The sequence below is a fragment of the Enterobacter sp. 61D5 genome, assembly GCF_034107965.1.
Lineage (GTDB): Bacteria > Pseudomonadota > Gammaproteobacteria > Enterobacterales > Enterobacteriaceae > Enterobacter > Enterobacter cloacae_M.
Genome location: NZ_JAWNFK010000004.1, coordinates 223,718 through 241,412 on the forward strand (window position 1 = coordinate 223,718; position 17,695 = coordinate 241,412).

The following is a 17,695-nucleotide window of genomic DNA, read 5'->3' on the forward strand; positions in this document are numbered from 1 at the left end:
TCACCTTTTTTGATTCCAGCGCGATTAGAACGCGTAGTTGAAGTTCATGCCGTACAGCCAGGCTTTACCTTCGGAAGAGAACTCATACGGACCTTCCTTGAAGTTAACTTTTTGACCGTGCATATAAGATATGCCCGCATCAATAGAAGCATCCTTGTTGAATGCATAGGTCGCACCAGCGCTCAGCCAGAAGCGGTCCTGATCGGGAATCGAGATAGAGCGTTTGTCTGCTGGTACCGGACTATCATCGAAGGCAATACCGGTGCGGAATGTCCAGTTGTCATCCATATAGTAGGTTGTCCCCAGAGCGATGCGGTAAGCATCACGGAAGCTCTCATCTTTATAGAAGAGCGTGTCGCCGTTGCTATTGGTCGCCTTCAGCTCCTGGAACTGGCTCCAGCTGGTGTAGGTCAGGCTATAGTGAACTGCCCACTGTGGTGCCACTTTGTTATAACCTGACAATTCCCACATTTCTGGTAAGTGCAGGCTCAGAGAGCCGCCAGTGGTTTGGCCATTGGTTCCCATCGGAAGACCGAAGTTGCCGAGGATCTGGTTATAAGCAGAAGGGAGGCTGCTTTTATAATCACCATCAAAATCGATTTTTACTTCTGAACGGTAGGTAAAGCCGTAACGGTTGTTTTTATCGAGTTCATAAAGGATACCGGCGTTCCAGCCAAAGCCCCACTCATCGCCCTTCAGATAAGCGATCTGAGTATCTGCCGGGATACCCGCCACACGCTGTGCCAGGGCTGGTGGAAGTGCGCCTGAGCCAGCGACGACTTTGCCCAGGTCGCCCGCGTAACGTTCGATCTTCGCTTTAGCATACACAGCGTCAAAGCCAACGCCGAAACTCCAGTGATTATCCAGACGGTAAGCACCGCTCAGGTTCAGGTTCAGGGTTTCCAGGTCGGTTTTACCGCCAAACGCCCCAGCTGCATAGTCGTTATTGAACTCGGTTGCTAAACCGTAGTTAGAGGTCACGGATGCGCCCCAGCCGAACTGGTCGTTAATCGGCGCCACGAAGTGCATGTTTGGAACCCATGCCGTTGGGGCAATGTTATCCGACTTCAGATCGGCACCTGTCGGAGAACGGCCCGAGATATCAACACCTGGATCGACAAAAATTGCACCGGCAGAGAAAGTCGGACGATCGAACATCATGATCAACGCGGGGTTACGACTCGCGTTACCCGCATCATCAGCAATAGCGCCTTCCCCGGAATACGCACGGCCAAGGCCAGAGGAAGAAAATTCGTTTAACTGAAAGCCCGCTGACCAGGCGGAAGTGGAGACGAGTGCCACTGCGACTGCCAGCGCAGTCTTGTTGAACAGGGTTTTCTGGCTCATGACCATAACCTCATTGAGTTATTTTTATTCAATAATTGTTACATACCGTAACAGGAGCGCGAAGTGTAGGGTCTGAGGTATGACAGACAAATCAGACCAGTGGCCAGAGTATAGGTCTGACCAGCCGGAATGTTGCAAGGTTGTTTATTAATATTTTCAAACATGTTTCGTGAAACGAGATCTGGTTGGCAAAATTGTGACCATCACGACTCACCCAAAAGGGTGGTTTTTGTTTTAGATCATTTTTTAGTGTGATATTGGTCACTTATCCGCTTTTGCGCCATTAACGGCTGGAGAGCGCCCGCGCCGGGGCGTAAAATAGCAGCATCGTGTTTATCTCGCGCGCAGCGCGAATACAGAGGAAATTGAGCTATGAGTAAATGCAGTACTGATGAAACCCCGGTTTGCTGCTGTATGGATGTTGGGACCATCATGGACAACACCGATTGCACCGCCTCTTACAGCCGTGTATTCACCAACCGTGCCGAAGCGGAAGAGACCCTGACCGCGCTGAGCAAGCGTGCGCGTGACGTTGAATCCGATCCGTGTGAAATCAAGTCTACCTTTACCGAAGTGGAAGGCGGCGTGAAGCTGGACATCGACTTTGTCTTCGCCTGTGAAGCTGAAACGCTGATTTTCCAGCTGGGCCTGCGTTAATTTCTGCGGCCTGAAGCCCTCACCCCGACCCTCTCCCATGGGAGAGGGCGCAAACATTAAAAACGGTAACCTACAGGTTACCGTTTTGCTTTTACCTTGCGCACCCGGCAACAAACCGCACAAATGCCTCTGCTATGCAGGGGCATTTTCTTTTTCTTCTCTGTGTTTTAGCTCGCACTTTTTCGTTTCCCCGATTGGCTGAATGTAAAAAAATGGTTAAGACTATTATCAGGTCAGACCACTTTATGTTTGCGAAAATTTTTTACAGGGGAGTGTTATGAGTCAGGCATTACCGCTTATTACCCGTCAGGGCGATCGCATTGCCATAGTCAGTGGATTGCGCACGCCATTTGCGCGTCAGGCAACGGCGTTTCATGGCATACCGGCCGTCGACCTGGGGAAAATGGTAGTGGGGGAAATGCTGGCTCGCAGCGAAATTCCGCCTGAGGTCATCGAACAGCTGGTATTCGGTCAGGTCGTGCAGATGCCTGAAGCCCCCAATATTGCGCGGGAAATCGTCCTCGGTACCGGGATGAACGTGCATACCGATGCCTACAGCGTCAGCCGCGCCTGCGCAACCAGCTTCCAGGCCGTGGCTAACGTCGCTGAAAGCCTGATGGCGGGCACGATTCGCGCCGGGATTGCGGGTGGTGCGGACTCCTCTTCGGTGCTGCCGATTGGGGTCAGTAAAAAGCTGGCGCGCATCCTGGTAGATGCCAATAAAGCCCGCTCGACGGGTCAGAAACTCAAACTCTTCTCGCGTTTACGCCTGCGCGACCTCATGCCTGTACCACCTGCCGTCGCGGAATACTCCACCGGCCTGCGCATGGGCGATACCGCCGAGCAGATGGCAAAAACGTACGGCATTACGCGTGAACAACAGGATGCCCTGGCGCATTGCTCGCATCAGCTTGCGGCAAAAGCCTGGTCGGAAGGCAAGCTAACCGACGAGGTCATGACCGCCTATATTCCCCCCTACCGTGAACCGCTTGTGGAAGATAACAATATTCGCGGCACCTCAACGCTGGCGGATTACGCCAAACTGCGCCCGGCGTTTGACCGCAAACACGGCTCGGTGACGGCGGCGAACAGTACGCCGCTGACGGATGGCGCCGCCGCCGTGATCCTGATGACCGAATCCCGCGCGAAGGAGTTGGGCATTACACCCCTGGGCTATTTACGTAGCTATGCTTTCACCGCCATTGATGTCTGGCAGGACATGCTGTTAGGTCCGGCGTGGTCCACGCCGCTGGCGCTGGAGCGCGCGGGGCTGACGCTGGCTGATTTAACCCTGATTGATATGCACGAAGCGTTTGCCGCGCAAACCCTGGCAAACGTACAGCTGCTGGCAAGCGAGCGTTTCGCGCGCGATGTGCTGGGCCGCGCCCATGCCACGGGGGAAGTGGATCAGAGTAAATTCAACGTGCTGGGCGGCTCTATCGCCTACGGTCATCCGTTTGCCGCCACAGGAGCGAGGATGATCACGCAAACATTACATGAACTCCGTCGCCGCGGCGGCGGGTTTGGCCTCGTTACCGCCTGTGCGGCGGGTGGCCTTGGCGCAGCAATGGTTCTGGAGGCTGAATAATGGATATGCCATCTGCATTTAATCTAACGGTTCGCCTCGATAACGTGGCCGTTATCACTATTGATGTGCCTGATGAAAAGATGAATACCCTGAAGGCCGAATTTGGTGTTCAGGTGCGCGCGATGCTAAAGCAGATCCGCGACAACAAAGCCATTCGTGGTCTGGTGTTTATCTCTGCCAAGCCGGATAACTTTATCGCCGGCGCGGATATCAACATGATCGCCCGGGCGCAAAGCGCTCTGGAAGCCGAAGAGCTGGCGCGTCAGGGCCAGCAGGTGATGGCGGAGATCAACGGCCTGCCGATCCCGGTTATTGCCGCGATCCACGGTGCCTGTCTGGGCGGTGGGCTTGAGCTGGCGCTGGCCTGTCACAGCCGGATTTGCACCGACGATGCGAAAACGATTCTGGGTCTGCCGGAAGTGCAGCTGGGCCTGCTGCCTGGCTCCGGCGGAACGCAACGGCTGCCGCGCCTGGTGGGCGTTAGCACTGCACTGGAGATGATCTTAACCGGTAAACAGCTGCGTGCCCGTCAGGCGCTGAAAGCCGGTCTGGTCGATGACGTCGTGCCGCAGTCCATTTTGCTGGAGGCCGCCGTTGAGCTTGCGCTGAAAGGGCGTCAGGCAAAACGTCCTCTGCCGGTACGCGAGCGCGTGCTGGCTGGCCCGCTGGGAAGAACGCTCCTGTTCAACATGGTGGGCAAAAAGACCGAACAAAAAACCAAAGGCAATTACCCGGCGGCAAAGCGGATCCTGGAAGTGATCGAAACCGGGCTGTCGCAGGGCAGCAGCAGCGGCTATGCAGCGGAGGCCAAAGCCTTTGGCGAACTGGCGATGACGCCGCAGTCACAGGCGCTGCTCAGCATCTTCTTCGCCAGCACGGACGTGAAAAAAGATCCGGGCAGCGAGGCGCAGCCTGCGCCGCTGCGTGCCATTGGCGTACTGGGTGGGGGGCTCATGGGCGGCGGAATCTCTTTTGTTACCGCCAGCAAAGGCAAATTGCCTGTACGAATCAAAGACATTAATCCTAAGGGGATCAACCACGCGCTGCAGTACAGCTGGCAGAACCTTGATCAAAAGGTCAAGCGCCGCCATATCAAGGCGAGCGAGCGTGATAAAACCCTGGCGATGATCTCCGGTACGACGGATTACAGCGGTTTTGCGCACCGCGATCTGGTGATTGAAGCCGTGTTTGAAGATCTGGCGCTTAAGCAGCAGATGGTGGCAGACGTTGAGCAACATTGCGCCCCGCATACCATTTTTGCCTCCAATACGTCGTCATTGCCGATTGGCGATATCGCGGCGAAAGCCGCGCGTCCTGAGCAGGTGATTGGGCTGCACTTCTTTAGCCCGGTCGAAAAAATGCCGCTGGTGGAAGTTATTCCACACGCGACTACCAGTCCGCAAACTGTTGCCACCGTGGTGAAGCTGGCGAAAAAACAGGGCAAAATCCCGATTGTGGTAGCGGACAAAGCTGGCTTCTACGTCAACCGCATTCTGGCTCCCTACATTAATGAAGCAATGCGATTGCTGACGGAAGGGGAGAAGATTGAGCACGTCGACGAGGCGCTGGTAAAGTTTGGTTTCCCCGTTGGCCCAATCCAACTTTTGGATGAGGTGGGAATAGACACCGGCACTAAAATTATACCAGTGCTTGAAGCCGCATATGGCGATCGTTTTAGCCCACCTGCAAACATTGTTTCTGCGATTTTGAAGGACGATCGCAAAGGCAGAAAAAATGAACGCGGTTTCTATCTTTACGGCGCGAAAGGGCGTAAAAGCAGGAAACAGGTCGACCCTTCGGTATATGGACTCATTTCGACCACAGGTCAGGGAAAACTGTCCGCCGTTCAGTGCGCAGAGCGCTGCGTGATGATGATGCTCAATGAAGCGGCGCGCTGCTTTGATGAGCAGGTGATCAAGAGTGCACGCGATGGCGACATCGGCGCGGTATTTGGCATTGGTTTCCCGCCGTTCCTTGGCGGCCCGTTCCGTTACATGGATACGCTCGGCGCGGGTGAAGTGGTTGCTATCCTGCAACGTCTGGCTTCGCAATATGGTCCGCGTTTTACACCGTGTGACGAATTATTGCAGATGGCGGAACGCGGCCAGACATTTTGGCCTGCAAGGGAAACTGTCCTCGTAAGCTGAGGTCAAAGAAGGGTAAATCCTGAAGTGAATGGACCTGTTCTGGCGATTTTGTAAACAGAGATTGACTATACTTACGCCATTGAGGTAAAAAACAGCGTTTCATTCACCGAATGGATCAGGCACAATGCCCGGCCATCGGGTTTTCTACCTCTTAGCATTTATCGCGGGTAGTTAACGCCGGTGATTCTGGTTAACAAAAGCGGTGCAATATGCAAGTTTTTATCATGCGTCACGGCGACGCGGCACTCGATGCCGCCAGTGACTCAGTACGTCCTTTGACCGTCTGTGGCTGCGACGAATCTCGTCTGATGGCGAACTGGCTTAACGGTCAAAAAGTGGACATCGAACGCGTTCTGGTGAGTCCGTTCCTGCGTGCAGAACAGACGCTGGATGTGGTAGGGGAGTGTATGAACCTGCCGACCAGTGTGGATGTTCTCCCTGAACTCACCCCGTGTGGCGATGTAGGCCTTGTCAGCGCTTATCTTCAGGCGCTGTGCAATGAAGGTGTCGCCTCCGCGCTGGTCATTTCCCACCTGCCACTGGTTGGCTATCTGGTATCTGAGCTGTGCCCGGGCGAAACCCCGCCGATGTTCACGACATCCGCCATTGCCAATGTTTCTCTCGACGAAACGGGCAAAGGTGTCTTCAACTGGCAAATGAGTCCGTGCAACCTGAAGATGGCAAAAGCGATCTGACGTGACGTGCGATATGGCGGGTGCAATGTGCTTCCCGCCATTCTGTCAGGGCAACTCTGGCGGCTGCCACTCTTCCACTTCAATCAACACCAGCAACGCGGCATCTCCGCCGTACTCTTTCGGTGCCTGATGAAAAGCCATTACGTGTGGGTGCTGAGCCAGCCACAGCGGCGTCTGTTGCTTGAGGATATGTTTACCGTGGCCATGCATCACGCAGGCGCAAAAAACATGTTCACGGCGACATGCGGCGATCAACGCCCCCAGCTCCTGTTTCGCCTGCATCTGCGTTAAACCGTGCAGATCGAGAAACAGCTCCGGCGAATAATCTCCGCGGCGTAATTTTTTCAGCTCAAAATGACTGACGTCTTCGCGTACGTACTTCACAGCCCCTTGCGTGTTGAGCAGCGGCTGAAATTCATCTGAAAAATAGTGGCTGTTATCCGCCTGCTCCTGCAGCAGGCGTTTGACCGGTACTTCGCTGATTTTTTTACGCAGCGGGCGATGGACGATGGTGTCCTGCGTGATTTTACGCGTCCCTGTCATCAGCTGACGGAAGAGCGCCTGATCCTCCTCGCTGAGCGATGTTTTCTTTTTCATTCGTCATTCTCATCTCGTATTTCCGACAGTGTACCCGACTAAACGCATTTTTTAACCTCAAGCGCGACGCGTCATTGCTGATTTATCGCCGTCTTCATGGCAAACTAGCCGCCGAAAATTATGCGAGCATGCCCTGGAGGAAAGAGTGGATAAAATATTTGTCGATGAAGCAGTAAACGAGCTGCATACCATACAGGACATGTTGCGCTGGTCGGTTAGCCGCTTCAGCGCCGCCAATATCTGGTACGGTCACGGTACCGATAACCCGTGGGATGAAGCCGTGCAGCTGGTGCTGCCGTCCCTTTACCTGCCGCTGGATATCCCGGAAGACATGCGCACCGCGCGCCTGACCTCCAGCGAAAAACACCGCATCGTTGAGCGCGTGATCCGCCGCGTGAACGAGCGCATTCCGGTCGCCTACCTGACCAACAAAGCCTGGTTCTGCGGCCACGAGTTCTATGTCGATGAACGCGTGCTGGTGCCGCGCTCGCCGATTGGCGAGCTGATCAACAACCACTTTGAAGGCCTGATTGGCCATCAGCCGCAGCACATTCTCGATATGTGTACCGGCAGCGGCTGCATCGCGATTGCCTGCGCGTACGCCTTCCCGGAAGCGGAAGTGGACGCAGTCGATATTTCCACCGACGCGCTGGCCGTGACCGAGCACAACATCGAAGAGCATGGGCTCATCCATCACGTTACGCCAATTCGCTCTGACCTGTTCCGCGATCTGCCGACGCTGCAGTACGATCTGATCGTTACCAACCCGCCGTACGTCGATGCGGAAGACATGTCCGATCTGCCGAACGAATACCGTCACGAGCCGGAGCTCGGTCTGGCGTCGGGCTCTGACGGCCTGAAGCTGACGCGCCGCATTCTGGCCTGCGCGCCGGATTACCTGACCGACGACGGCGTTCTGATTTGTGAAGTGGGCAACAGCATGGTACATCTGATAGAGCAGTACCCGGATGTGCCGTTCACCTGGCTTGAGTTCGACAACGGCGGTGACGGCGTCTTTATGCTGACCAAAGCGCAGCTGCTCGACGCGCGCGAACACTTCAGCATCTATAAAGATTAATCCAGCGGGCTTCGGCCCGTTTCACAACGCTCAAACACAAACAACAACATCGGAGCCGTGATGGCAGGAAACAGTATTGGACAGTTATTCCGCGTGACCACCTTTGGCGAGTCACACGGGCTGGCGCTGGGCTGTATCGTTGATGGCGTACCGCCAGGCATCGAACTGACCGAAGCCGATTTACAGCACGACCTCGACCGTCGTCGCCCGGGCACCTCTCGCTACACCACGCAGCGTCGCGAGCCGGACCAGGTCAAAATTCTCTCCGGCGTCTTTGAAGGCCGCACCACCGGGACCAGCATCGGTCTGCTGATCGAAAACACCGATCAGCGCTCCCAGGACTACGGCGCCATCAAAGACGTCTTCCGTCCGGGCCACGCCGACTACACCTACGAGCAAAAGTATGGCTTCCGCGACTATCGCGGCGGCGGACGTTCTTCCGCGCGTGAAACCGCGATGCGCGTGGCGGCAGGGGCGATTGCTAAAAAATACCTGCAGCAGAAATTTGGCATCGTTATCCGCGGCTGTCTGACCCAGATGGGCGACATTCCGCTGGCGATCAAGGACTGGGACCAGGTCGAGCAAAACCCGTTCTTCTGCGCCGATGCCGACAAGCTTGAGGCGCTGGATGAACTGATGCGTGGCCTGAAAAAAGAGGGCGACTCCATTGGCGCGAAAGTGACCGTGGTGGCAGACGGCGTCCCGGCTGGCTGGGGCGAGCCGGTATTTGACCGTCTCGACGCCGACATTGCCCACGCGCTGATGAGCATCAACGCGGTGAAGGGCGTAGAGATTGGCGACGGCTTTGACGTGGTTCAGCTTCGCGGCAGTCAGAACCGCGACGAAATCACGAAGGCAGGCTTCCAGAGCAACCATGCGGGCGGCATCCTGGGCGGTATCAGCAGCGGGCAGCAGATTGTTGCCAACATCGCGCTGAAGCCAACTTCCAGCATTACCGTGCCGGGCCACACGATTAACCGCGATGGCGAAGAAGTTGAGATGATCACCAAAGGACGTCACGATCCGTGCGTGGGGATCCGCGCGGTGCCGATCGCAGAAGCGATGCTTGCGATCGTGCTGATGGATCACTTCCTGCGCCAGCGCGCGCAGAATGCGGATGTGACGACCACCATTCCACGCTGGTAAACATGAAAAAAACCGCAATTGCTCTGCTGGCGCTGCTTGCCAGTGGAGCCAGTCTGGCCGCGACGCCATGGCAAAAAATCACCCACCCGGTGGCGGGGAGCGCGCAGTCTATTGGTGCCTTTTCCAACGGCTGTATCGTCGGTGCCCAGGAGCTTCCTCTCCAGTCTGATACCTATCAGGTGATGCGCACCGATCAGCGACGTTATTTCGGCCACCCGGATCTGGTGCTGTTCATCCAGCGTCTGGGCAATCAGGTGCATAACCTGGGGCTGGGCACGATGCTGATTGGCGATATGGGAATGCCTGCCGGCGGCCGTTTTAACGGTGGACACGCCAGCCACCAGACCGGACTGGATGTCGATATCTTCCTGCAGCTGCCGAAAGCCCGCTGGACCTCCGCCCAACTGCTGAAACCGCAGGCGCTGGATCTGGTGGCGAGCGACGGTAAGCGCGTTGTGCCATCACTCTGGACGCGGGACGTATCCAGCATGATCAAGCTGGCGGCAGAAGATAATGACGTCACGCGGATTTTCGTTAACCCGGCCATCAAGCAGCAGCTCTGCCTGGATGCCGGAACCGATCGCGACTGGCTGCGCAAAGTGCGCCCGTGGTTCCAGCATCGTGCGCACATGCACGTTCGTCTGCGCTGCCCGGCGAATAGCCTGGAATGTGAAGAGCAGCCGCTACCTCCGCCAGGCGATGGCTGCGGTGCGGAACTGCAAAGCTGGTTTGAGCCGGCAAAACCTGGAACCTCTAAGCCTGAGAAGAAGACACCGCCTCCGTTGCCGCCTTCCTGCCAGGCGCTACTGGATGAGCATGTACTTTAATGGATAATTTCGTCGATCTGTTTATGGTGTCACCGCTGCTGCTGGTGGTGCTGTTCTTTGTGGCCATGCTGGCCGGTTTTATCGACGCGCTCGCGGGCGGCGGCGGGTTGTTAACCGTGCCAGCTCTGCTGGCGGCGGGCATGAGCCCGGCGCAGGCGCTTGCCACCAATAAGCTTCAGGCCTGCGGCGGCTCGCTCTCGGCGTCGCTCTATTTTATCCGCCGTAAGGTGGTGAGTCTGGCCGATCAGAAGCTCAATATCCTGATGACCTTTATCGGCTCCACGTCGGGCGCGCTGCTGGTTCAGCACGTGCAGTCCGATATTTTGCGCCAGATCCTGCCGATTCTGGTCATCTGTATCGGGCTTTACTTCCTGCTGATGCCAAAGCTCGGTGAAGAAGACCGCCAGCGTCGCCTGTACGGCCTGCCGTTTGCCCTGGTTGCCGGGGGCAGTGTGGGTTTTTACGACGGTTTCTTCGGGCCGGGGGCGGGTTCATTTTATGCGCTGGCGTTCGTGACGCTGGCCGGGTTTAACCTCGCCAAATCCACCGCCCATGCCAAAGTGCTCAACGCGACCTCAAACGTCGGCGGCCTGCTGCTGTTTATCATTGGCGGCAAGGTTATCTGGGCAACCGGATTTGTGATGATGGCAGGGCAGTTCCTGGGCGCGCGCGCGGGCTCGCGTCTGGTGTTAAGCAAAGGACAAAAACTTATTCGCCCGATGATCGTCATCGTCTCGGCCGTAATGAGCGCCAAACTTCTTTATGACAGCCATGGACAGGAGATCCTCACCTGGTTGGGGATGCACTAATGAACAGTACGCATAAATACGAACAGCTGATTGAGATTTTCGACGGCTGTTTTGCTGACGATTTTAATACCCGTCTGATTAAAGGCGACGACGAACCGATCTATCTTCCTGCTGATGCGGAGGTTCCGTATAACCGCATCGTCTTTGCCCACGGCTTTTATGCCAGCGGCTTGCACGAGATTTCGCACTGGTGCATTGCGGGTAAAGCGCGGCGCGAGCTGGTGGACTTCGGTTACTGGTACTGCCCGGACGGACGTGATGCCGCCACTCAGGGCCAGTTTGAAGATGTGGAAGTGAAGCCGCAGGCGCTGGAATGGCTATTCTGCGTCGCGGCGGGTTTCCCGTTCAACGTCAGCTGTGACAACCTCGAAGGCGACTTCGAGCCCGACCGTATCGTCTTCCAGCGCCGCGTTCACGCGCAGGTGATGGAATATCTTGAGAAAGGCATCCCCGAACGTCCGGCACGCCTGATCGAGGCCTTACAGAATTATTACCACACGCCGGTTATCACGGCGGAATGCTTCCCTTGGCCGGAAGATCTTTAACAGAGGAAAGAAGATGATCGCAGAATTTGAATCACGCATTCTGGCGTTAATTGATGACATGGTGGAACACGCCAGTGATGATGAGCTGTTCGCCAGCGGTTATCTGCGTGGTCACCTGACGCTCGCGGTAGCCGAGCTGGAAGCGGGGGACGATCACTCTGCCGACGCCGTTCACGCCGAAGTGGCCCGCAGTCTGGAGAAAGCCATTCAGGCCGGAGAGCTCTCGCCGCGCGATCAGTCTCTGGTGTTAGGCATGTGGGACACTTTGTTCCAGCAGGCGAAAGCGAAGTAAGTGTTTCACCTCCCTCTCCCTGTGGGAGAGGGACGGGATGAGGGCACCAGACCGCACCCTACTTAACCTTCTTCCCCTTCAGCAGTTTCCGTACCCATAATCGATTCGGATTCAGCCCCGCAAGCGTAACCCTGTCCAGCGGAATCGGCTCGCCGCTCATTTGCGCAGCTAACACTTCTGCCAGCAGCGGTGCGGAACACAGCCCGCGAGATCCTAATCCACCCAGCATAAACAGCTCCGGATACACCGGCGAGGCCGCCGCCGTTTCCTTGCGTTCAGCAAGATCCTGATAGGCCTCAAGCGTCGCATCATAGACCGGCACATTTCCCGCCATCGGCAGATGATCGCGGGTGGCGCAGCGCACGCCGCAGCGCGCGTCACCCTCGCTGACGTCAACCTCTTTCGCCCACGCCGCATCCGGGAAACAGTCAATCAGACGCTGGCGGTTCTGGGCCTGATCCGCTTCGCTGTAGCGCATATCCGTTTCGCCACGATGATAGCTGGCCCCGATGCAGTGGTGGCCGTTAGACGGATTTTGCGGCGTCAGATAGCCGTCATAGCACAGCACCTGACGCAGTTTGCTCAGTTCAGGCGCGGAAGGAATATGGCTTACCTGGCCGCCGACCGGATAAACCGGCAATGACTCTGTCTGGATAAACTGGCTGATGTTATGCCCGTTTGCCAGCACAACGCTGGCATGACTCGCCTCTTTGCCATCGGCAAAACGCAGATTCCAGCGTTCTGTCCGGCTCAACGATTCAACCTTGTGAGCATAATGCACCGTCAGCCCGCGCGACTGCGCCAGGGCAATGGCTGCCGCGGTCAGTTCAGCCGGGCACAGCCAGCCGCCGAGCGGATACTGAATGCCCCCACACCCGGTTTCCACGCCAGCGGTCTCTGCCACCTCTTGCGCACCTACCGCACGGGCAATCTCGTCAGGCAGACCCAGCGACAGCATCTGCGTGATTTTTTGCTGGCTCTTTTCATCCCAGCCGAGCTGCGTCACGCCGCACCATTCATGGTCAAACGCCACCGGCAGGGCATCGTACAGGCGACGGGCGAAGGTAAACGCCGCCGGGAAAAACCGGAACAGGGCCGGGTCGTGCGCGCTTAAAAGCGGATAGAGCGCACCCTGACGGTTGCCAGACGCGCCGCTTGCTGGCGCATCGTCAGCACAGTAGAGCGTGACCTGCCAGCCGCGGTGAAGAAGCGCGAGAGACAGCAGGGCGCTGGCGATCCCCCCGCCGACTATCGCCACCTCACGGGATGCGCTGGCGCGGCGCGCAAACCAGGGTGCCTGTGCGGGAATATCCAGCGTCTGCTCCATTCTGCCGACCAGCATGTCGCGCTTGCGGCCAAAACCTTTGGTTTTCTGCATGGTAAAGCCCGCCTCCTGCAGTCCGCGGCGGACAAAGCCAGCCGAGGTGAAGGTGGCAAGCGTTGCGCCCGGGCGCGCCAGCCGCGCCATCGCGCTAAACAGATGCTGGCTCCACATGTCCGGGTTTTTGGCGGGAGCAAAACCGTCCAGGAACCAGGCGTCCACCGTCTGGTTCATCGAATCATCGAGCGTATCGGTCAGGTCATTGATGTCGCCAAGCCATAAATCCAGCGTCACGCGTCCGCCGTCCAGAATCAGACGGTGGCAGCCGCCGATGTGGGGCGGCCACTGCGCCTGAAGCTGCTCCGCCCAGGCTGCAAGCTCTGGCCAGCGCTGATGAGCGAGCCGCAGATCGTGCGCGGTGAGCGGGAATTTTTCGAAACTGATGAAATGTAATCTTTGTAGCGTAGCCTCAGGGTGGGCAGCGTGAAACTGGTCAAACGCCTGCCAGAGGGTCAGAAAATTGAGCCCGGTGCCGAATCCGCTTTCCGCTACAACGAACAGGCTCCGCGGATGCTCCGGGAAGCGGGTGCTGAGCTGGTTTCCATCGAGGAAAACATAGCGAGTTTCTTCGAGTCCGTTATCATTAGAAAAATAGACGTCATCAAAATCTCGGGAAACAGGTGTACCCTCAGCGTTGAATTCGAGGTTGGCGGGTTGTATAGCGTTTTGTTTCACGTAAGTTACTCGTCTGACAGGCAGTGGCACGATCTTAACGATGTGAGTCCATCGGTGCAAATTTCCGCAGAAAATGTCTGATCGGACTTGTTCGGCGTACAAGTGTACGCTATTGTGCGACTCGAAACTTACTATAGTGCGACTTACAGAGGTATTGAATGAAACGTGCAGTGATTACTGGCCTGGGCATTGTTTCCAGCATCGGTAATAACCAGCAGGAAGTCCTGGCATCTCTGCGTGAAGGACGCTCCGGGATCACTTTCTCTGAAGAGTTTAAAGATTCAGGTATGCGTAGCCACGTATGGGGTAACGTCAAACTGGACACCACCGGTTTGATTGACCGCAAAGTGGTTCGTTTCATGAACGATGCCTCTATTTATGCTTATCTCTCCATGCAGGAAGCGATCAAAGATTCCGGCCTGAGCGAAGAGGTTTATCAGAACAACCCGCGCGTGGGTCTGATCGCCGGTTCCGGCGGCTCATCAAAAGCGCAGGTATTCGGCGCTGACGCAATGCGTAGCCCGCGTGGTCTGAAAGCAGTAGGTCCGTACGTGGTAACAAAAGCCATGGGTTCTGCGGTTTCCGCGTGCCTGGCGACCCCATTCAAAATCCACGGCGTGAACTACTCCATCAGCTCCGCGTGTGCGACTTCCGCGCACTGCATCGGTAATGCTGTTGAGCAGATCCAACTGGGTAAACAGGACATCGTATTTGCTGGCGGCGGCGAAGAGCTGGGCTGGGAAATGGCCTGTGAATTCGACGCGATGGGCGCACTGTCCACCAAGTACAATGAAACCCCGGATAAAGCCTCCCGTACCTATGATGCGCACCGTGACGGTTTCGTTATCGCTGGCGGCGGCGGTATGGTTGTGGTTGAAGAACTGGAGCATGCTCTGGCACGTGGCGCGCACATCTACGCTGAAATCGTGGGCTACGGTGCAACGTCTGATGGCGCCGACATGGTTGCGCCATCCGGCGAAGGCGCGGTGCGTTGTATGAAGATGGCGATGCACGGCGTTGACACCCCAATCGACTACCTGAACTCCCACGGTACCTCTACTCCGGTAGGCGACGTGAAAGAGCTGGGTGCGATCCGTGAAGTCTTCGGCGACAACAGCCCGGCGATCTCCGCGACTAAAGCCATGACCGGTCACTCTCTGGGTGCGGCTGGCGTGCAGGAAGCGATCTACTCTCTGCTGATGCTGGAAAACGGCTTTATCGCGCCAAGCATCAACATCGATGAGATGGACGAGCAGGCTGCTGGCCTGAACATCGTGACCAAACCAACGGAAGCGACGCTGACCACCGTCATGTCAAACAGCTTCGGCTTCGGTGGCACCAACGCCACGCTGGTTATGCGTAAGCTGAAAGCATAAGTTTTACGTTTGATTCCGGAAGGGAGCCATAAGGCTCCCTTTTTTATGCATTGACAAGCGGCTGATCTCACAGGCAAACTTCACCCCTCAACATTATCCTCACGATAATGCGTAAGCGTTTAACGTCAACCAACGCACCTTAATCCTGATAATCAGGTAGAGGGGGCGTGGCATTTCCCCGCCTTACTCTTCATTTCGGAGTAAAGCATGACTGCAGTAACTCAAACAGAAACAACCCCTTCAGCGAACGTCTCGTTGTTCCGTATCGCTTTTGCGGTATTTCTGACCTATATGACCGTTGGCCTGCCGCTGCCGGTGATCCCGCTGTTCGTTCATCAGGAACTGGGCTATGGCAACACCATGGTCGGCATTGCCGTGGGCATTCAGTTTTTAGCCACGGTATTGACCCGCGGCTACGCCGGACGGCTGGCGGATCAACACGGTGCAAAACGCTCGGCGTTACAGGGAATGTTTGCCTGTGGGCTGGCGGGCGGCGCATGGCTGCTGGCTGCTCTCCTGCCGGTAGACGCCGCCTATAAGTTTGCGCTGCTGGTGCTGGGCCGTTTAATCCTTGGCTTCGGTGAAAGCCAGCTGCTGACCGGCACCCTGACCTGGGGAATGGGGCTGGTGGGGCCCGCACGCTCCGGCAAGGTGATGTCCTGGAACGGTATGGCCATCTATGGCGCGCTGGCCGCAGGCGCACCGCTTGGGCTGCTGATTAATAGCCAGTTTGGGTTTGCGGCGCTGGCCGCCACCACCATGGCTTTACCCCTGCTGGCGTGGGCGTTTAACGGCTCGGTGCGTAAAGTGCCCGCGCACAAAGGCGAGCGTCCTTCCCTGTGGAGCGTGGTCGGTCAAATCTGGCAGCCGGGTCTTGGCCTGGCGCTGCAGGGCGTGGGTTTTGCGGTGATCGGTACCTTCGTCTCGCTCTATTTTATGAGCCGCGGCTGGGCGATGGCCGGTTTTACGCTTACCGCGTTTGGCGGCGCGTTTGTGCTGATGCGCGTGCTTTTTGGCTGGATGCCGGATCGCTTTGGCGGCGTGAAGGTTGCGGTAGCGTCGTTGATGATAGAGACAGTGGGCCTGCTGCTGCTGTGGAATGCTCCCGTGGCATCCGTTGCGCTGCTTGGCGCGGCGCTAACCGGCTGCGGCTGTTCACTGATCTTCCCTGCGCTCGGCGTTGAGGTGGTGAAGCGCGTGGCTCCGCAGGTGCGCGGTACGGCGCTGGGCGGCTATGCGGCGTTTCAGGATATCTCATACGGAGTAACCGGGCCGCTGGCCGGGGTGTTAGCCACCTCGTTTGGTTATCCGTCCGTCTTTCTGGCCGGCGCGGTTTCTGCGGTGGTTGGGATCGTGGTGACGCTGGTGGCGTTTCGCAGATCGTAGATTTATGCCCGGTGGCGCTTCGCTTACCGGGCCTACAACCGAACGAACCGTAGGCCGGGTAATGCGAAGCCGCCACCCGGCAGTGTTAAGCAACCAGCCAGAAAATCGCCAGCGCAATCAGTAGCGCAATAAACATCAACCCCGGACGTGCAGAGAGCGTTCTGAACGTCTCGACGACCGGCGCAAACAGCGGGCTGTAGAGCGGCTGAATGTTTCTCACCTCCGGCACGCCGCCCTCACGCTCGGCGCGGCGAACGAAGATTTGATTGAGCAGATCCTGCACCTGCGCGGTGGTCAGAACCGTTTGCGGCGTGGCCTGCCAGTTTTGCTGGGCGTAATCCCGGATGACTTCAAACTCGTGCGGCTCAAGCGGCTGCTTCAGTGCCGCCTGGACGGTATGCAGGGTAGGGGCATTCTGGGTGCTGAGCGTCTGGCGCGCCTGGAGCCAGGTCACCAGATGAGTAAACTGTTTGGCCGGGATTAACTCACCCGCCTTCACGCCGGACAGCTCCAGCATGGATTGCCAGATAAGCTTCGTCGGTTCGCCGGTGGCCGCAGCCAGCTTCGTCACCATCTGCTTGAGCGTGTTGTGCTCGGCTGGCAGCAGCGGACGCTCGGTTGCCGGGCGCACCTGAGGCTGCGGGATAGACAGCTCGTTGTTCTGCAGCAGGGTCAGCACGGTTTTGAGCTGATCGGGCGTCAGCTGGCCCAGTGCGGTCTGACCATACTGCTGGCGAATAAAATCGCTCACCGCCTGCCGGTTATTGCCCTGGCCCAGCAGCTCGGTCAGCTGAGCGACAATCTGGCGCGTGGTGTGGTTCTGCTGCGCGGTATTAATACGCTGGTTCAGGTTTTGCTCGGCCGCAGGGAAATGGCGCGACTGCAGCGGTGCGTCGTTCCTCACGCCTAAATCATGCTTTACCCCGGCCCAGACTTCCGCGTTTTGCTGTGAAGTCAGCGCAATCAGGCGCGTGATCAGTCGCTCCAGCACGGTGCGCTGTTGCGTGGATAGCGGTTGTTCACCGGCAACGTTTGGCGTGACGGGGCCTTCACCCGGAGGGCGTGGCGGCGTACCTGAAATGGGCTGCATCGTCAAAAATCCTTAAAGTCAAAACTCAGCGTAAACCAGGCATACATATATGCCTGGCG

The 17,695-nt window shown here is 57.2% G+C and carries 16 protein-coding genes; 12 read left to right on the forward strand and 4 right to left on the reverse strand.

What is annotated here, in order from left to right; genetic code table 11:
* Nucleotides 1–24: 24 nt before the first annotated feature.
* Nucleotides 25–1,347 (reverse strand): long-chain fatty acid transporter FadL, encoded by a 1,323-nt coding sequence (gene fadL / locus UTM25_RS03970; protein ID WP_032659239.1) that lies wholly within the window; start codon nucleotides 1,345–1,347, stop codon nucleotides 25–27.
* A gap of 372 nt (nucleotides 1,348–1,719) precedes the next feature.
* Here fadL and UTM25_RS03975 point away from each other — a divergent pair, with 372 nt between their 5' ends.
* From UTM25_RS03975 to sixA, 4 genes are all read left to right on the forward strand, one after another.
* On the forward strand, nucleotides 1,720–2,004 hold the full coding sequence (locus UTM25_RS03975; protein WP_194400338.1) for a YfcZ/YiiS family protein: 285 nt from the start codon (nucleotides 1,720–1,722) through the stop codon (nucleotides 2,002–2,004).
* A 277-nt stretch (nucleotides 2,005–2,281) separates the two neighbouring features.
* Complete coding sequence (gene fadI, locus UTM25_RS03980; RefSeq protein WP_194400340.1) at nucleotides 2,282–3,592, forward strand: acetyl-CoA C-acyltransferase FadI; 1,311 nt, start codon at nucleotides 2,282–2,284, stop codon at nucleotides 3,590–3,592.
* Nucleotides 3,592–5,739 (forward strand): fatty acid oxidation complex subunit alpha FadJ, encoded by a 2,148-nt coding sequence (gene fadJ, locus UTM25_RS03985; RefSeq protein WP_194400342.1) that lies wholly within the window; start codon nucleotides 3,592–3,594, stop codon nucleotides 5,737–5,739. Before fadI ends, fadJ begins: the two co-directional genes overlap by 1 nt.
* A gap of 209 nt (nucleotides 5,740–5,948) precedes the next feature.
* On the forward strand, nucleotides 5,949–6,434 hold the full coding sequence (gene sixA / locus UTM25_RS03990) for a phosphohistidine phosphatase SixA (RefSeq protein WP_033146106.1): 486 nt from the start codon (nucleotides 5,949–5,951) through the stop codon (nucleotides 6,432–6,434).
* Nucleotides 6,435–6,479: 45 nt separating this feature from the next.
* Here the strand turns inward: sixA and smrB are convergent, their stop codons facing one another.
* Nucleotides 6,480–7,031, reverse strand: a complete 552-nt coding sequence (smrB, locus tag UTM25_RS03995; protein WP_033146105.1) for an endonuclease SmrB — start codon at nucleotides 7,029–7,031, stop codon at nucleotides 6,480–6,482.
* Between the two features lie 145 nt (nucleotides 7,032–7,176).
* Here smrB and prmB point away from each other — a divergent pair, with 145 nt between their 5' ends.
* From prmB to UTM25_RS04025, 6 genes are read left to right on the forward strand one after another with little or no spacing between them, the layout of a single operon-like run.
* Nucleotides 7,177–8,109, forward strand: coding sequence for a 50S ribosomal protein L3 N(5)-glutamine methyltransferase (gene prmB, locus UTM25_RS04000; protein WP_008502612.1), 933 nt, complete (start codon nucleotides 7,177–7,179; stop codon nucleotides 8,107–8,109).
* 60 nt (nucleotides 8,110–8,169) lie between these two features.
* Entirely contained in the window at nucleotides 8,170–9,255 is a 1,086-nt protein-coding gene (aroC, locus tag UTM25_RS04005) for a chorismate synthase (protein WP_029742149.1), read from the forward strand.
* Nucleotides 9,256–9,257: 2 nt separating this feature from the next.
* Nucleotides 9,258–10,082, forward strand: coding sequence for a penicillin-insensitive murein endopeptidase (gene mepA, locus UTM25_RS04010; RefSeq protein ID WP_194400344.1), 825 nt, complete (start codon nucleotides 9,258–9,260; stop codon nucleotides 10,080–10,082).
* Entirely contained in the window at nucleotides 10,082–10,891 is an 810-nt protein-coding gene (locus UTM25_RS04015; RefSeq protein ID WP_045354340.1) for a sulfite exporter TauE/SafE family protein, read from the forward strand. The genes mepA and UTM25_RS04015 overlap by 1 nt, the downstream gene beginning before the upstream one ends.
* Nucleotides 10,891–11,436, forward strand: coding sequence for an elongation factor P hydroxylase (locus UTM25_RS04020; protein WP_033146101.1), 546 nt, complete (start codon nucleotides 10,891–10,893; stop codon nucleotides 11,434–11,436). Before UTM25_RS04015 ends, UTM25_RS04020 begins: the two co-directional genes overlap by 1 nt.
* 13 nt (nucleotides 11,437–11,449) lie before the next feature.
* Nucleotides 11,450–11,728: a YfcL family protein gene (locus UTM25_RS04025; RefSeq protein WP_023312573.1), complete on the forward strand. Its 279-nt coding sequence runs from the start codon at nucleotides 11,450–11,452 to the stop codon at nucleotides 11,726–11,728.
* Nucleotides 11,729–11,786: 58 nt separating this feature from the next.
* Here UTM25_RS04025 and mnmC read toward each other — a convergent pair whose 3' ends face one another.
* Nucleotides 11,787–13,784, reverse strand: a complete 1,998-nt coding sequence (mnmC, locus tag UTM25_RS04030) for a bifunctional tRNA (5-methylaminomethyl-2-thiouridine)(34)-methyltransferase MnmD/FAD-dependent 5-carboxymethylaminomethyl-2-thiouridine(34) oxidoreductase MnmC (protein ID WP_194400346.1) — start codon at nucleotides 13,782–13,784, stop codon at nucleotides 11,787–11,789.
* 158 nt (nucleotides 13,785–13,942) lie between these two features.
* Between mnmC and fabB the strand changes: the two genes are divergently transcribed.
* Both fabB and UTM25_RS04040 read left to right on the forward strand, forming a co-directional pair.
* The gene (gene fabB, locus UTM25_RS04035; protein WP_023336433.1) at nucleotides 13,943–15,160 is read left to right on the forward strand and encodes a beta-ketoacyl-ACP synthase I; all 1,218 of its coding nucleotides are present in this window, start codon (nucleotides 13,943–13,945) and stop codon (nucleotides 15,158–15,160) included.
* Nucleotides 15,161–15,367: 207 nt separating this feature from the next.
* On the forward strand, nucleotides 15,368–16,546 hold the full coding sequence (locus UTM25_RS04040) for an MFS transporter (protein ID WP_194400348.1): 1,179 nt from the start codon (nucleotides 15,368–15,370) through the stop codon (nucleotides 16,544–16,546).
* Between the two features lie 85 nt (nucleotides 16,547–16,631).
* Here the strand turns inward: UTM25_RS04040 and flk are convergent, their stop codons facing one another.
* Complete coding sequence (flk, locus tag UTM25_RS04045) at nucleotides 16,632–17,636, reverse strand: flagella biosynthesis regulator Flk (protein ID WP_194400350.1); 1,005 nt, start codon at nucleotides 17,634–17,636, stop codon at nucleotides 16,632–16,634.
* Nucleotides 17,637–17,695: the final 59 nt, after the last annotated feature.

Coding starts and splice junctions, on each gene's coding strand:
- fadJ (WP_194400342.1), top strand. CDS start 3,592: ATGGATATGCCATCTGCATTTAATCTAACGGTTCGCCTCGATAACGTG.
- UTM25_RS04020 (WP_033146101.1), top strand. CDS start 10,891: ATGAACAGTACGCATAAATACGAACAGCTGATTGAGATTTTCGACGGC.
- aroC (WP_029742149.1), top strand. CDS start 8,170: ATGGCAGGAAACAGTATTGGACAGTTATTCCGCGTGACCACCTTTGGC.
- flk (WP_194400350.1), bottom strand. CDS start 17,636: ATGCAGCCCATTTCAGGTACGCCGCCACGCCCTCCGGGTGAAGGCCCC.
- fabB (WP_023336433.1), top strand. CDS start 13,943: ATGAAACGTGCAGTGATTACTGGCCTGGGCATTGTTTCCAGCATCGGT.
- UTM25_RS04015 (WP_045354340.1), top strand. CDS start 10,082: ATGGATAATTTCGTCGATCTGTTTATGGTGTCACCGCTGCTGCTGGTG.
- UTM25_RS03975 (WP_194400338.1), top strand. CDS start 1,720: ATGAGTAAATGCAGTACTGATGAAACCCCGGTTTGCTGCTGTATGGAT.
- UTM25_RS04040 (WP_194400348.1), top strand. CDS start 15,368: ATGACTGCAGTAACTCAAACAGAAACAACCCCTTCAGCGAACGTCTCG.
- fadI (WP_194400340.1), top strand. CDS start 2,282: ATGAGTCAGGCATTACCGCTTATTACCCGTCAGGGCGATCGCATTGCC.
- fadL (WP_032659239.1), bottom strand. CDS start 1,347: ATGAGCCAGAAAACCCTGTTCAACAAGACTGCGCTGGCAGTCGCAGTG.
- mepA (WP_194400344.1), top strand. CDS start 9,258: ATGAAAAAAACCGCAATTGCTCTGCTGGCGCTGCTTGCCAGTGGAGCC.
- UTM25_RS04025 (WP_023312573.1), top strand. CDS start 11,450: ATGATCGCAGAATTTGAATCACGCATTCTGGCGTTAATTGATGACATG.
- sixA (WP_033146106.1), top strand. CDS start 5,949: ATGCAAGTTTTTATCATGCGTCACGGCGACGCGGCACTCGATGCCGCC.
- smrB (WP_033146105.1), bottom strand. CDS start 7,031: ATGAAAAAGAAAACATCGCTCAGCGAGGAGGATCAGGCGCTCTTCCGT.